Origin of the sequence: Rivihabitans pingtungensis (genome assembly GCF_003201855.1) — a bacterium.
In the GTDB taxonomy this organism is placed as follows: Bacteria; Pseudomonadota; Gammaproteobacteria; order Burkholderiales; family Aquaspirillaceae; genus Rivihabitans; species Rivihabitans pingtungensis.
The window spans coordinates 126,063-139,203 of the sequence record NZ_QJKI01000004.1; the positions used below are offsets into that span (position 1 = coordinate 126,063).

The 13,141-nt window shown below is 63.0% G+C and carries 8 protein-coding genes; 2 read left to right on the forward strand and 6 right to left on the reverse strand.

The genetic code is table 11. The features are described from left to right. Nucleotides 1–104 precede the first annotated feature (104 nt). The 6 genes from DFR34_RS04805 to sodB form a co-directional block, all read right to left on the reverse strand. Entirely contained in the window at nt 105–2,969 is a 2,865-nt protein-coding gene (locus tag DFR34_RS04805; RefSeq protein WP_158281736.1) for a DUF4062 domain-containing protein, read from the reverse strand. A 270-nt stretch (nt 2,970–3,239) separates the two neighbouring features. Then, nucleotides 3,240–5,468 carry a TonB-dependent receptor gene (locus DFR34_RS04810; protein ID WP_110390029.1) on the reverse strand — a complete coding sequence of 743 codons (2,229 nt, stop codon included), beginning with the start codon at nt 5,466–5,468 and terminating at the stop codon, nt 3,240–3,242. 171 nt (nt 5,469–5,639) lie between these two features. Further along, the gene (locus DFR34_RS04815; RefSeq protein ID WP_110390030.1) at nt 5,640–7,547 is read right to left on the reverse strand and encodes a dual specificity protein phosphatase family protein; all 1,908 of its coding nucleotides are present in this window, start codon (nt 7,545–7,547) and stop codon (nt 5,640–5,642) included. Next, nucleotides 7,544–9,289 (reverse strand): bifunctional alpha/beta hydrolase/class I SAM-dependent methyltransferase, encoded by a 1,746-nt coding sequence (locus DFR34_RS04820; protein WP_110390031.1) that lies wholly within the window; start codon nt 9,287–9,289, stop codon nt 7,544–7,546. The genes DFR34_RS04815 and DFR34_RS04820 overlap by 4 nt, the downstream gene beginning before the upstream one ends. Further along, nucleotides 9,286–9,897, reverse strand: a complete 612-nt coding sequence (locus DFR34_RS04825) for a CDP-alcohol phosphatidyltransferase family protein (RefSeq protein ID WP_211309294.1) — start codon at nt 9,895–9,897, stop codon at nt 9,286–9,288. The genes DFR34_RS04820 and DFR34_RS04825 overlap by 4 nt, the downstream gene beginning before the upstream one ends. A 176-nt stretch (nt 9,898–10,073) precedes the next feature. Beyond that, the gene (gene sodB, locus DFR34_RS04830; RefSeq protein ID WP_110390033.1) at nt 10,074–10,652 is read right to left on the reverse strand and encodes a superoxide dismutase [Fe]; all 579 of its coding nucleotides are present in this window, start codon (nt 10,650–10,652) and stop codon (nt 10,074–10,076) included. A 406-nt stretch (nt 10,653–11,058) separates the two neighbouring features. Between sodB and DFR34_RS04835 the strand changes: the two genes are divergently transcribed. Further along, nucleotides 11,059–12,243 carry a BaiN/RdsA family NAD(P)/FAD-dependent oxidoreductase gene (locus DFR34_RS04835; protein WP_110390034.1) on the forward strand — a complete coding sequence of 395 codons (1,185 nt, stop codon included), beginning with the start codon at nt 11,059–11,061 and terminating at the stop codon, nt 12,241–12,243. Between the two features lie 349 nt (nt 12,244–12,592). Further along, on the forward strand, nt 12,593–13,066 hold the full coding sequence (locus DFR34_RS16770) for a hypothetical protein (protein WP_146215055.1): 474 nt from the start codon (nt 12,593–12,595) through the stop codon (nt 13,064–13,066). Nucleotides 13,067–13,141 lie beyond the last annotated feature (75 nt).

Sequence of the window (13,141 nt, forward strand, 5' to 3'; positions counted from 1 at the left end):
GGTGACGCGCGGGGGTTTTTGCTGATTGGGGCAAATAGACCATAAAACCCGGCATCGCCCGCCGGGGGCGGGTGGTCAGCGGCGGGGCGGTTAATCCCCCTCAGTCACTGAGCCCAGCCAGCCGCCTCGGCATCCTCCAGCTCCGGCAAGCGCCGTCCGTAGCCGCACTCGTCAATCAGTGCGCGGGCTTTGGCCAGCTCGGCTTTATCCTCGAACAGCCGGGCGCGGGTCAGGGCGATGTCGGCGAGATAGAGCTTCATGCCGCCGCGCTCGGCGATGCGCTGGGCTTCGGCCAAATCAGCTTGCGCGCCGGGGAGGTCGTTCAGGCTGTGACGCAGCCAGGCGCGGGTGAGGAGGCCAAGGGGGAGTACGTCTTGCTGGCCCGCCTGGTGCAGGCCGGCGACGGCGGCTTCGGTGTGCTGCTGGGCGTCTTCGCCGGGGAGGCGGCCGTGCAGCAGGTCGGCGTAGAGGGCGCAGCGGGCGAGGGTCAGCTGGTCGAGGGCGATGCTGAGGAGTTGATTATTGCGCTTTGCAATAGGCAAGGCCTGAGCTGCCCGCTGCGCCACCTGGGCGCACCCTTCGCTGCCTTCTCCCTCCACTGCCCCGCCCCAGGCGGCGGCCCGCTCGGCCTCGGCCAGCAGCAGCTCGTCATACCGAAAGCCTGGCAGCGAGTAGAGCAGCGGGTACTTGGGTTGGCGCTCGGCCTGCATGGTCTCAGCTTCGGCAAAACCGCGACGAGAGGCCTCCCATTTACCTTGCTGGTGGCGGGCGTCGGCCAGGGTGGTGCGGAAGATCATGCGGTAAGAGGCATGGCCACTGCGGTCGGCGTAGTTCACCGAGCGTTCGGCGTCGGCCACGGCCAGTGCGATATGGCCCAGGCTCAGTTGCAGTTCGGAAAGATTGCCGTAGCTGGTGGCGGCATTTGCCCAGTCCGCTTGCTCCACCCGCATCTGCGCCCCAGCCCGCATCGGCTCCAGCGCCTCCGCCAGCCGGCCCAGGGCGCGCAGACGAGTGGCTGCTTCGTTGAGCAGCCAGGCTTGGTCGTCTATCGACAAGCCTGGCGCCAGCCGCAGCCAAGGGTCTGCGAAGAAACAGGCCACCGCCCCCAGGTCGGCGCCGAAGGCGCCGAGTTTCCTTGTGCTGTAAAAGCCGTCCGAATCCATGCCACGCAAAATGCGGTCGATATACACCTCATTGAGCGTCTGTTGGTACAACCCCGCCCGACAACCATGCACCACCGCCTGGTAAAGCGGCTGCAAGCCAGCTAGGCCTTCGGGGCGATAGGGCACGCTGTCTTTGAGTTGCTGGTACAGCCGGCGGTGGCCTTCCTGCCAAGCCTCGGGCTGGTGCTTGCTCAGGGTAGCGGCAAAGTATTCGCGCAGCAGGGGGTGGGCGTCCAGGCGGCCAGTGTCCGCGTCGTGCTCAACAAGGCGGCTGTCGGCGAGATTGGATAGCGCTATGTGCCAGTCAATGTCATCGATGTCTTGCAGCGCTTCCGTCAGGCCGGTGATGGCCGGGGCCGTGCGCAGCGCAGCCAGGTTTTCCGGGGTGGCCGGGCGGTCGAAGAAGCCAAGCAGGCGCAGGGCTGCCAGTTCTTGCGCACTCTCACCGCCGTTCCCTGCAAGCCAATGCTCATAAGCGGCGATCACACGGAAGGCATGGCCGCCACTTTTCTGGCTGGCTTTGGCAAAATCCACGTCACTGCAGCGCAGGATGTCACCGCCGTGTGCGCGCCTGAGATACTTGCCCAGCAAACTCAGCGTCAAAGCATGGCCCTTGACCTGTCGGCTGGCGTGCAGAAGCTCGGCATCATCGGCGGCGATGGGCACGCTACCGGCCTTGTTGGCCCCTTCGGCATGCAGCAGGGCCGCGCCGTCGCGGTCGCTCAGATTGCCCAGGTCGATGCGCCGCGCCGCGCCGCTCGGGCTGTTGACCCATTCGTCCAGGTCTTTCAGCGCCTCCCGGCTGGTCAGCAGCGCCAGGCTGGGGCGGCCAACGGTAGCCAGATGGATGAGCAAGGCTTTAAGGCCAGGTGCGCGCAGCTCGCCAGCCAGCGGGCCGGGCGGGTGTTGCAGTGGCTCCAGGCCATCCAGCACCAGCAAGCAGCGGCGGGCGACAATGGCTTCCGCCAGCGCCCGGCCCTTGTCGGCGGGGTTAAGGCTGTCGGCGACCGAAACACCAAACCACTGGATGACTTCAGCGAGAAAAACGTCTTCCGAGGCGTTACGCTCGTCGCCGCTGCCCTGGCTGTAAAAACTCCAGGCAAACACCCGGCGAGCATCACGCCAATTGTCCTGCTTGAGGTTTTCCAACCAACGCTTGACCAGTGCGGTCTTGCCGGCGCCGCCGGGGGCGATGAGTTCGACCAGGGCGGTTTTTCCGGCAGAGGCCCAGGCAGCGTCGAGGGCGGCGAGTTCGTGCTCACGGCCGAGGAAGTGGGCGGCGCCGGCGGGGAGGTGGGTGAGGTCGGTGCGGATGTCGTCGTGGTCGCCATCGTCAGGTTTGGCGTTTGCCGACAGGGCATGCAGAACATGGGCATGCAGTTGATCGACGTTATCGAAGGTCTTCCACACCCGCTCGCCACCGATGCGTTGCTTGAAGGCTTCCAGCGCCTCGGCGCCAGAACCCTTTTCAACATCTTCGGCAAGGATCGGATGCTTCTTGCCCATCACGAACAGATAGCGCGGAATCCCCCTCTCCACCGCCCGGTCGTACTCCAGTTCGGTGATGGACTTGCTTTCCTCCGGCGGTATCCAGCCATAGCGATGGGCATAGATGCCGACAAAGACATCGGCCTGATTGACCTTGTCCAGACAGAACTTCAGCGCCTTGGCATCGGCTGCTGGCCAGTGTTCCATGCCATCGGGAATCAGATGAAGTTGATTGCAGGCGTCGATAATTTTTTGCCGGTGTTCCGGCAGGTCAATGGAAGTGCTGGAGATGAAAATACGCTTGCTTGTGACTGGCACGACGGCCCCCATGCGCTAAAAACCCGGCCTTGATCCCGGTGCAAGAGGAAAGTTTAACCGGAATATTCCGTTGTTTTATCAGGAGGTAAAAAAATTTTCACTTCCGCATGGGCGGAAATACAGAAGTTTGCTCTGGCCCAACTGTTGGACGCACCCCCCTGCCGCCCCTCGCCGCCGGCATGCGCCCTCATCCAATCGTCCCCCAAAAAAACACCCCGCCAGATTCCTCCGCCGGGGTGTCACCCATATCTCTTTCTACCTGCTGCCCAATCAGAATTTCACATTCACCCCCGCATACAGCGAGCGGCCCATGCCAGGGACGGCGATGCCCCAGGGGATGCTGTTGATGCCCATGGTGGTGCCCTGGCCGGTGTAGGCGCCGCCGGTGGGCAGGGCGTAGCCACGGTCAAACAGGTTGGCCACGCCGAAATCCAGCCGTGCTTGCCGCCAGCTGTAGCTGGCGCGCAGGTTGACCAGGGCGTAGCCGCCGGTCTGGATTTCGTTGCGGGCGTCGGCGACTTTTTTCTTGCCGCTCACGCCTTCGATTTCCAGCGCGTTGTCCCAGCCGCCGATTTTGTGGGTGAAGGTCAGCTTGGCGTTCAGCGGCATGATGTTGTACAGATCGTCGCCGGTGTCGGTGTTTTTGCCGCGCACATAGCTGAGCAGGCCTTTCAGGCCGAATTCGCCCCAGGCGGTGTTGGCCAGCGGCAGTTGGCCGGAGATGTCCAGGCCGTACAGGCGGGCGGTCTGGTTGGCATAGCGCAGGGTGGTGAATTGATTGCGTAGCGGGGTGGTGCGGGCGGTGTTGCTGACGTTGTCCCACTGGATGGCGTCGATGTAGTCGGTCACATGGCTGTAATGCGGGGTGAGCTTGAGTTCGCGGCGGCGCTCGGCGTCGTGCCAGTCAAAGGTGGCGGATAGGGTGTGGGCTTTTTCTGGCTTGAGGTCGGGGTTGCCGATATAGCCGTTACCGTCGCCAACAAAGTTGTTCATGATCGCCATCATATTGGCAGTGGACCAGGAATAACGCTCGTACAGATTGGGCGAGCGCACCTTGCGCGCCAGGCCAAATTCGATGTCCTGGGTGGCGTCGATTTTGTAATGCGCCAGGGCGGTAAAGTCCCAGTTATTGTCGGTGCTGTCGCGTTTGGCACTGGTGTTGAAGCGGGCAGCGTCGTTGGTCTGGTTCATCATCGACATGCCGGCGCTGGTCGGGTTGTTGTTCTGGTTGTAGCCGTGCACTTGCCCGGTACTCGTGTTTACCCGCTCGTAACGCACGCCCAGCTGGGTGGTCCATTGCGGGGTGAATTGTTTTTCCCATTCGCCAAACAGCGCCAGGCGGTTGCGCTGGCCGTCGTTGATATTGATGAAAGTGTACGGCGACATGCCGCCGGTGCCGGAGGCCGGCCACCAGTCGTTCAGCGTGTAGTGCTGGTATTCGCCGCCCAGGCGCAGCAGGCTGCGCGCGGCCAGGTCGATTTCGGCTTTGACCGTGGCGCCGGTGGTTTTGCCTTCGGTGTGCATCGGCATGCCAGGCGCGGTGCTGTACTGGAATTGCTTGTCAGCGCCAAAGTCCATGTAGTGCTTGACGGTTTCGTGATAGGCGCGGGTTTCCAGCTTGCCCCAGGCGTAGTCGCTCAGCCAGCGCAGATTGATGCGCTTTTGCTCGTTATTGAGCAGGTCCATGCGCTGGTTGGGGTAGAGCTGTTCGGGCATGTTCTGGTAGCCCAGCTTGGCTTCAAACAGATGGTTGTCGTGTTTGACCGCCAAATCCAGCGTGTGGTTGGCGCTGCGGTAGGCGCTGGAGCCCACTTCGTCGCGCGCCAGGTCGTGGCCGGGGCGGCCGCTGGCGGTGAAAGTTTTGAAATCCTTGCCGGCTTTGTAGTTGTCGGCTTCGCTATAGGCGCCGCTGTAGCTCAGGCTGACGTTTTCAGTGGCGTAAGTGATCGAGGCATTGCCGCCACGGGCGTTGTTGTTGCTGCGGAAGAAGGCGCCGACTTCGCCCTTGAGCAGCCGGCCTTGGCCGGGCTCGGCAAATTCTGGCGCGCGGGTGTTGGCGACAATGCTGCCGCCAATGCTGTCGCCGCCCAGGCTGACCGGGCTGATGCCGGCGTACACCGTCAGCGTGCCCACCTGGCTGGGGTCGAGGTAGGACAGCGCCGGGTTCATGTGGTTGGGGCAGGAGGCAATCAGGTCCATGCCGTCCACCTTGATGCGCAGCCGGTCGTCGGCCAGGCCGTGGATGGCCGGCAGGCTGGACACCGCGCCAGCGCCGTACAGGCTGACGCCGGGGATGTTTTTCAGCAAGGCGGCGGTGTCGCGGCTGGCGGCGCTTTGTGCGGCCAGCTCGCCGGCCTGGCTGGCGCCAGGCAGCGTGGCCTGTTTGCTGGCCTTGACCACCACTTCATCCAGCGCTTGCGCCTGGGCCAGTTGCCAGCCCGACGACGACACAAAAGCCAGCGCTACGGCGGCGGTTAACGGACGGATGCGGCATCCCATGAAACATTCCCCGAACTTTATCAATAAGGGTGAATTGTCCGGGAGTCGGGCAAGGGCCGGAATGCGGCAAATTGTCGCACCCCTGGATCGGGGCGGGGTGGCTTGAGCGTGGTGCACATCGAGCCGCTCACAAACCCCTCCTGGCCTTGTGGTGTGACCTTGCCGTGGATTTCAGCCGTGGCTGGCCAGCCATACGCTGGCCAGCCAGCCCAATAGCTGCGCCGCCAGCCAGCTGCCTTGCCAGGCCAGCAGCCGGCGCACACCGCGCACGCGGTCGGTCAGTGGGCGGCTGTGGTGGGTGGGGGCGGCCAGGCCCAGGGTGGCCAATGCGCTGTCGAAGGCTGCCATATCGTCGTCGGGCTGGGCGCTGGCGTCGTGCCAATCCTGCGCCCAGCCAGCCAGAATGGGGCGATCAAACGCCAGGCGCAGCGCCAGCAGGGTTTCCGCCAGCCCGGCCAGTCCTGCGGCCAGCAGCGCCAGCCGGCTGGCGGTGGGCAAGGGGGCAAGCAGCGCGCACAGCAGCGCCGCCACGGTGAAGGGCAGGCTCAGGCGGTGCAGGCCCGCGCCCAGCTGGCATAGCGCCAGGCCAACTCGGGCCAGAGCGCGCGATTCGGTGGAGGGGCTTGGTTTGCGCATGTGGCTGTTTTGGCTAAGAGCCGCTAACAAAACCCTCCTGGCGTTGTTGTGTGACCTTGCCGTACTTGTTGTACTGTCTGCGGTCACACGCCTAGCCAGGGCCGCTTCGCTGAGTTTTGTGAGCGGCGCTAAGTTGGTAGCCAGCGCCTGCAGCGCGGCGCGGTGGGGCGGGCGGATCACCACTTGCGGACGGGCTGCGCGCAGTTGGGCCAGTGCGGCGTCCACATCGGCGGCGCGGCCGCTGTACAGCAGCCAGGCCGCCACCGCGCAGGCGCTGCGCGAGTGGCCCAGCGCGCAGGCCACCCATACTGGGCCATGCTGGCGCAGGGCTTCGATGTCGCGGGCGGCGGCCAGCAGGCGCTCGGGCGCAGGCGGAATCAAATCCAGGCTGGGCTGCCCGGCCCAGCGCCAGGGGCCGCGCGGCGCGGGCAATTCGGCGCACAGCTCGCACAAGCCGGTAAATCCGCCGGCGCGCAGCTCGGCTGCGCGCGGCATACGCCCCAGCCAGACGCCATCCGCCACCGGCACACAGGCCGGCAGATGGCGCGTCCACAGCCAGACATTCAAGCGCGCAGCCAGGGTGTAGGGGGCAAACAGCCAGGCGCTGGCCAGACTATGCCGGCCGGCGTGCTTTTGAAACCCGGCCGCGCCGCACCACAGATAATTTGCTGCCACCAGCGCCAGGGCCAGGGCCGGCCAGGCCAGGTAAAACCCCGGCAGGCCGCAGGCCGCCAGCGCCGCCAGACACAAGGCCGCGCCCAAAGCATAAGCCAGCCCCAGGCGCACGCGCGCGGCCGTATGGCCGTACGCTTGCCGCCGCCACGGCGTCGGGCCGTGCTCGGGCCAGAGCCAGAGGCAAAACACCCCCACCGCCGCGCCGCTGGGCAGGTCAATCACATGATGCTGCCAGGTGGTCAGCACCGAGACGGCAATCAGCATGGCCCACAGATGCATGCCCCAGCGCGCCCAGCGGGGCGCGGGCAGGGCGGTAAACTGCACCCACAGCAAAATCAGCAGGCTGATATGCAGCGATGGCGCTTGGTTATACGGCAGGTCAAAGCTGGTCAGGGCGGTGAACAGCGCGCCAAACAGGCCATCCGCCGGCGGGCGCTCGAAAGAAAAGCGCAGCGGAAACCATAAAAAACACGCCACCGACAGGCATTGCGCGCTGAACAGGCGCAGGGCGTGGCGATCTACCGCGCGGGCGCTGCGGCAACACAAAAAAGACAGGCCATATAAGAGGTCAATCGACCAATACGGCACGATAGTCCACGGCACAAAGGGGATGTGCGCCTCCCAGGCAAAGGCCAGTGCGCGTTCTACCCCGCGCGCGGCGGCCATCTGGTTGGCGTAGCCATAGCTCCAGAAAAAAAACGGCGCCAGCCCCAGCAGCCACAACACACTGCGCAGCCACAACACCCGCTGCCACACTGGCGGGTTCATGCTTGCCGCTGCGCCAGCGACACGCTAAAAATGCCCCAGCGGTCGATGCGTTGGGCCAGCTTGGTAAAGCCTGCCTCGCGGACCAATTGATCCATCTCGGCTTGCGTGCGCCGGCGCATCACCCAGGCCTGGCCATCGCGGTGGCTGGTGAGTGCGCGGGCGATCATCTCCAACTGCGGATGCCAGGGCTGGTTGGTGTACACCAGATAGCCGCCGGGCGGCACCACATCGGCCAGCCCGGCCAGCGAGCCGGCCACCGCGTCGTTATCGCTGAACAGCTCATACAAACCCGACACCACCGCCAGCGTCGGCGCCGGGCTCACTGCCGCCAGGCTGGCGCGGTCGAAGGCATCGCCCTGCTCAAAGCGGGCAATGTCGCCCAGGCCGCGCTCGGCAATCAGTGCCTGACCGGCGCTGACATTGATCGGGCTGAAATCGCGCAACAGAATGCTGTCCGGGCGCGGGCCGTCGGCCAGCGCGTCCAGCACATAGCGGCCGTGGCCGGCGGCGATATCCAGCACGCGCAGCGGCTGCCCGGCCGCATGCAGCCGGTTAAGCGCCTCGCGCAGCAGGGCTTCTACGTGCAGCTTGCGTTGGCGGATGCCGCGCCAGCCAATGGCATCCAGATACTGGCGGTCGGCGGCGCGCCCCAGCGGCCCCAGGCCGCGCGGCTGATTGCGATAGACATAATCCAGCGTGCTGCCCGAATCAAAACCGGTGCGCTGGCCCAGCGCCACGCCTTCACTTAAATAGGCGCCCAGACGCAAATTGGCGCGGTAGGCGCGCCACCACAGCGCGCGCAGGCAAAAGCGGGGCAGCGGTGCGGCCAGGGCTTGCGCCTCGGCAAAGGTGGCGCCGGCACGGTGCGCCTGGCGCAAATCCGGGTGCGCCAAGGGGGCGGCAAACTGGCGCAGGATAAAGTCCCGTGCTTTTTCTACTGCGCTGGCGCGCGCCAGCTCGCCAAAGGTGTCGTGATAAAACCCGTCCAGCAGATGCTGCTCTTTGACCGTGCTGCCCAAGCGGGCAAAAAACGTGTTTTGCGGCGCCTGGTGCACCACCCAGTCCGCCCCGGAAATCAGCAACTGGGTGGGGATGACAATCGCCTGCGCATCGGCCACCACCCGCTCGGCGGCTTCGTACAGCTCCAGCAGGATATTCACCGAAATCGGCCGGCTGATCAGCGGGTCGCTGTCATACGAGGCCTGGCGCGCCGGGTCGTGGGTGAGCAAGCGCGACTTGACATAGCTGTTCACAAAAAAATGCCCGCGCAAGCGCCGCAACAGGCGCAGGCCGGGGCGGGCAAACGGCACATACAACTTGACCTTGAACGCGGGCGAGGCCAGCACCAGGCAGCGCACGCGCGGGGCATAATCGTGCGCCCAGGTGGCCGCCAGCACCGCGCCCACGCTTTGCGCCAACACGGCCATCTCGCTTTCTGCCACGCCCCAGACATCGCGGATATGCTCGACAAACGTCTGCACATCGCGCACCGAATCGGCAAAGCTGGGCGAATAGCCGCGCTCGCCGGGCGAATGGCCATGGCCGCGTGCATCCCAGGCGTAAAAATCAAAATCCGGCAGCGCCAGCTCGTCCACCAGATGGGCCATGCGTGCGCCATGCTCGTGGCCACGGTGGAACAACAGCACCGCGCCGCGTCGCGGCCCTTGCGCCGGCCAGCGGCGATAAAACAGCGCCACATCGTCATGCGTGGCAAAGTGATGGGTATTGTGAGCTCGGGTCATGGGGTCTGGATGGCGCGCAGGCCACTGCGAATGCGGTTAATCATATTGACCACCAGCGCCAGGATGGCCACCGGCATCAGCCAGAATGCTGCAGCCGGCAGGCTGCCGGCCAGGCCCAGCCACAGGCCCAGTGCGCCAAACAGCAAGGCGCGGTCGCTTTTGCCCAACGGGCCATCATACTGGCGCGGTGCGCCCACCATCGGCCCCAGTGCACCGGCCATCTCGGATACCCCGGACAGCACAATCACCGCACACACCGCCGGCCAACCCAGCGCCGGCTGCAAGGCAAACGGCGCAAACAAGGCCGCGTCGGCCAATACATCGGCCAGCTCGTTCAAATACGCCCCCAGTGCTGACTGCTGGCCAAACTCGCGCGCCAGCATGCCATCCACCGCGTTCAGCGCCATGCGCGCCAGCATCCAGCCCGGCAGCAGCAAAAACCACTGCGGCGACTGCGGCCCCGCCAGGCACAAGCCCGCCCCCAGCGCCAGCGACAGCAGCATGGCGGCCAGCGTGACCGCATTGGCCGTCACCCCATGCGCCGCCAGCCAGGCCACCCCAGGGCGCAGCAGCGCCTGAAAGCGCGGCTTGAGTTGGTAAAGCGTCAGCATTGATCACTCATCGGGCAAAAACCCCATTGTGCATATGCCTGACGGGTGTGTCACCTGCGCGGCCAGCAAATTGGCATGCCCAGCCGACAAAACAACGCCGCCCCGGCCAGAACATATCTGACCGGGGCGGCGTGGGCGTCTCGGCCAGCCTCAGGCTGGCCGTGTCACCGGAATCAGGCGAAGTGCTTGGCCACGACGTCCCAGTTCACCAGCTTCCAGAAGCCTTCCAGGTAGTTCGGGCGGCTGTTGCGGTAGTCGATGTAGTAGGCGTGCTCCCACACGTCACAGGTCAGCAGCGGGGTCTTGTCGGTGGTCAGCGGGGTGGCGGCATTGCTGGTGGACACCAGATCCAGCGAACCATCGGCCGCCTTCACCAGCCAGGCCCAGCCAGAACCAAAGGTGCCAGCGGCCACGGCGTTGAACGCCTTTTTGAACTCGTCAAAGCTGCCCCACTTGGCGTTGATCGCCTCAGCCAGCGCGCCAGTCGGCTCGCCGCCGCCGTTCGGGGACAGACCAAACCAGTAGAAGGTGTGGTTCCACACCTGGGCGGCGTTGTTGAAGATGCCGCCGCTGGATTTCTTGACGATTTCTTCCAGGCTGGCGTTCTCGAACTCGGTGCCCTTGATCAGGTTGTTCAGGTTGGTGACGTAGGTTTGATGATGCTTGCCGTAGTGAAACTCCAGGGTTTCCTTGGAGATGGTCGGGGCCAGGGCGTCCAGCGCGTAGGGCAGTTCGGGCAGTTTGTGTTCCATGTTCACTCCTGAGCGATAATATCGGGTTGGGGCGCGAGGTGAGTGGCGCCCACAGTTGGGGGTGGGTGCTGACAGCGCGCTTAGAGCGACTAACAAAACCCTCCTGGCGTTGTTGCACGACCTTGCCGTACTTGTTGTACTGTCTGCGGTCGTGCGCCTAGCCAGGATCGCTTTGCTGAGTTTTGTTAGCCGCTCTTAGAGCCGCTAACAAAACCCGCCTGGTGTTGTGGTGTGACCTTGCCGTGCTACCTGCACTGTCTACGGCCACACGCCTAACCAGGCGCGCTTCGCTGGGTTTTGTTAGCCGCTCTATATCGGCTGTCTGCATGACATTCTAGCGGATCATCTGCATTGCGCCAATTCCTGACTAAATCACTAAACTAATTTTTTGTTATATAGGGCCAGGATGGCAAAGCAATCGTATGATGTAATCGTGGTGGGCGCCGGCGCCGCCGGCTTGATGTGCGCCAGCGTGGCCGGGCAACGCGGCCGGCGCGTGCTGGTGCTCGACCACAGCGACAAACTGGCCGAAAAAATCCGCATCTCTGGCGGCGGCCGCTGCAACTTTACCAATCTCAACATCCACCCCGAGCGCTATCTGTCCGCCAACCCGCACTTTGTGCGCTCGGCGCTGGCGCAATACAGCCAGTGGGACTTTATCAAGCTGGTCGAACGCCACGGCATCGCCTACCACGAAAAAACCCTCGGCCAATTGTTTTGCGACGACAGCGCCCAGCAAATCATCGACCTGCTCGACACCGAATGCGCCGACGGCGGCGTCACCCGCCGCCTGGGCTGCGCCATCCACAGCGTGGCGCGCAGCGACGACGGCCGCTTTGTGCTGGCCACCGCCCACGGCGAATTCGACGCTGAATCACTGGTGGTGGCCACCGGCGGGCTCTCCATCCCCGCCATCGGCGCCACCCCCTGGGGCTACCGGCTGGCCGAACAATTTGGCCTGGCCGTCACCCCGCTGAAACCCGGCCTGGTGCCGCTGACCTTCGACGCCGCCGAACAACACGCCTTCGGCCCACTGGCCGGCCTGTCGCTGGACATCGCCGCCAGCCTGGGCAAGGCCAGTTTTCGGGAACAAGGCCTGTTCACCCACAAAGGCGTCAGCGGCCCAGCCATCCTGCAAATCTCATCCTATTGGCAAGCCGGGCAAACCATCGAACTCGACCTGCTGCCCAGCGCCGACGCCCACCACCTGCTCAGCCAAGCCGCGCACAGCGAGCAAAAACTCTCCAACGTGCTGGCGCAAGCCTGGCCCAAACGCTTTGCCGTGCAATGGCTGGCCGCCCAAGGCGTGGCCGACGCGCCCATGCGCCAGCTCAGCCCCAAAACCCTGAGTGCCCTGGCAGCGCAAATCCACGCCTGGCCCATCCGCCCCGGCGGCACGCAAGGCTATAAAAAGGCCGAAGTGACGGTGGGCGGGGTGGATACGCGGGAACTGTCGTCGAAAACGCTGATGGCGAACAAGGTGCCGGGGTTGTTCTTTGTTGGGGAGGTGGTGGATGTGACGGGGTGGCTGGGGGGGTACAACTTCCAGTGGGCATGGTCGTCGGGGTATGTGGTGGGGGGGAGGTGTTGAGGGGGTGACAATTAGAATTGGCTTGGAATATACTAACTTTTCTATAAGTAGCATCATGTAAGCAATAATACGCATCCATAGAATGCAAACAACCTTCCGATGGGCGCGTCCTGGATCATCGCGCCTTGCAAACGATGCGACAGCAAGCCGTCAAAAATGCCGCCACATTCTTGGGTGACGCTACTTGTTGAAAAGTTATTAATATTAAGCTGCGTCTGATCGACTTGTTTATGCACAGCAGTTTTAAGTGAGAGCTTATTGCTACTGTAGCTAATCGGCAAATGCCAAAAAATTTCTATAAATTCCAAGGTGATTATAAATCATCTGCTAATCACAATAAGGTTGTGACATGAGTACATATGAAGCCAGGCTACATTCTGAAAGTGTGAATAAGTGGAGTTCAATAATTGCAGATCGTTTTGATGTTGAGAATTTTGGCGGCACACCAACCGAATGCATGGAAAACGTTTTGAGCCAGCTTGAAGAGCGTATTGCCAATCAAGTTTCTGCAGATGATCTCAGAGCGTTTGTGCGGGAAACGTATAAGGTTGGCGCAAAACGTGGTGCCGCAGAGATGCTAAAAGACCTCATGTGGTATGATGTTTTACCGGATAATCTTGAAGATCTAAAGAAAAAACTAAATCAACCATTATCAAATAGTGATGCATTGTCTTGGAGTATGTCGCTACAACACAAAAAACATAATGGCGAGAGTGAGTCGATTTTTAAGGCAAGCATAAGGATTACATATAAATCAATCATTGAAAAGTTAGAAAAATCACTGGAGGATATGTACAGTCGCTCTGAAAGTGGCAGCAGATAATCAAGGGTTGCTGATTTATCTACATGGTCGTGTTTGCCATAAAGCAAAACCCATCAAATATAGTGTGACGCCATC

What these genes read in the sequence shown, in the direction of transcription:
- DFR34_RS04810 (WP_110390029.1), bottom strand. Translation starts at nt 5,468, where the DNA reads ATGGGATGCCGCATCCGTCCGTTAACCGCCGCCGTAGCGCTGGCTTTT.
- DFR34_RS04815 (WP_110390030.1), bottom strand. Translation starts at nt 7,547, where the DNA reads ATGAACCCGCCAGTGTGGCAGCGGGTGTTGTGGCTGCGCAGTGTGTTG.
- DFR34_RS04820 (WP_110390031.1), bottom strand. Translation starts at nt 9,289, where the DNA reads ATGACCCGAGCTCACAATACCCATCACTTTGCCACGCATGACGATGTG.
- sodB (WP_110390033.1), bottom strand. Translation starts at nt 10,652, where the DNA reads ATGGAACACAAACTGCCCGAACTGCCCTACGCGCTGGACGCCCTGGCC.
- DFR34_RS04835 (WP_110390034.1), top strand. Translation starts at nt 11,059, where the DNA reads ATGGCAAAGCAATCGTATGATGTAATCGTGGTGGGCGCCGGCGCCGCC.
- DFR34_RS16770 (WP_146215055.1), top strand. Translation starts at nt 12,593, where the DNA reads ATGAGTACATATGAAGCCAGGCTACATTCTGAAAGTGTGAATAAGTGG.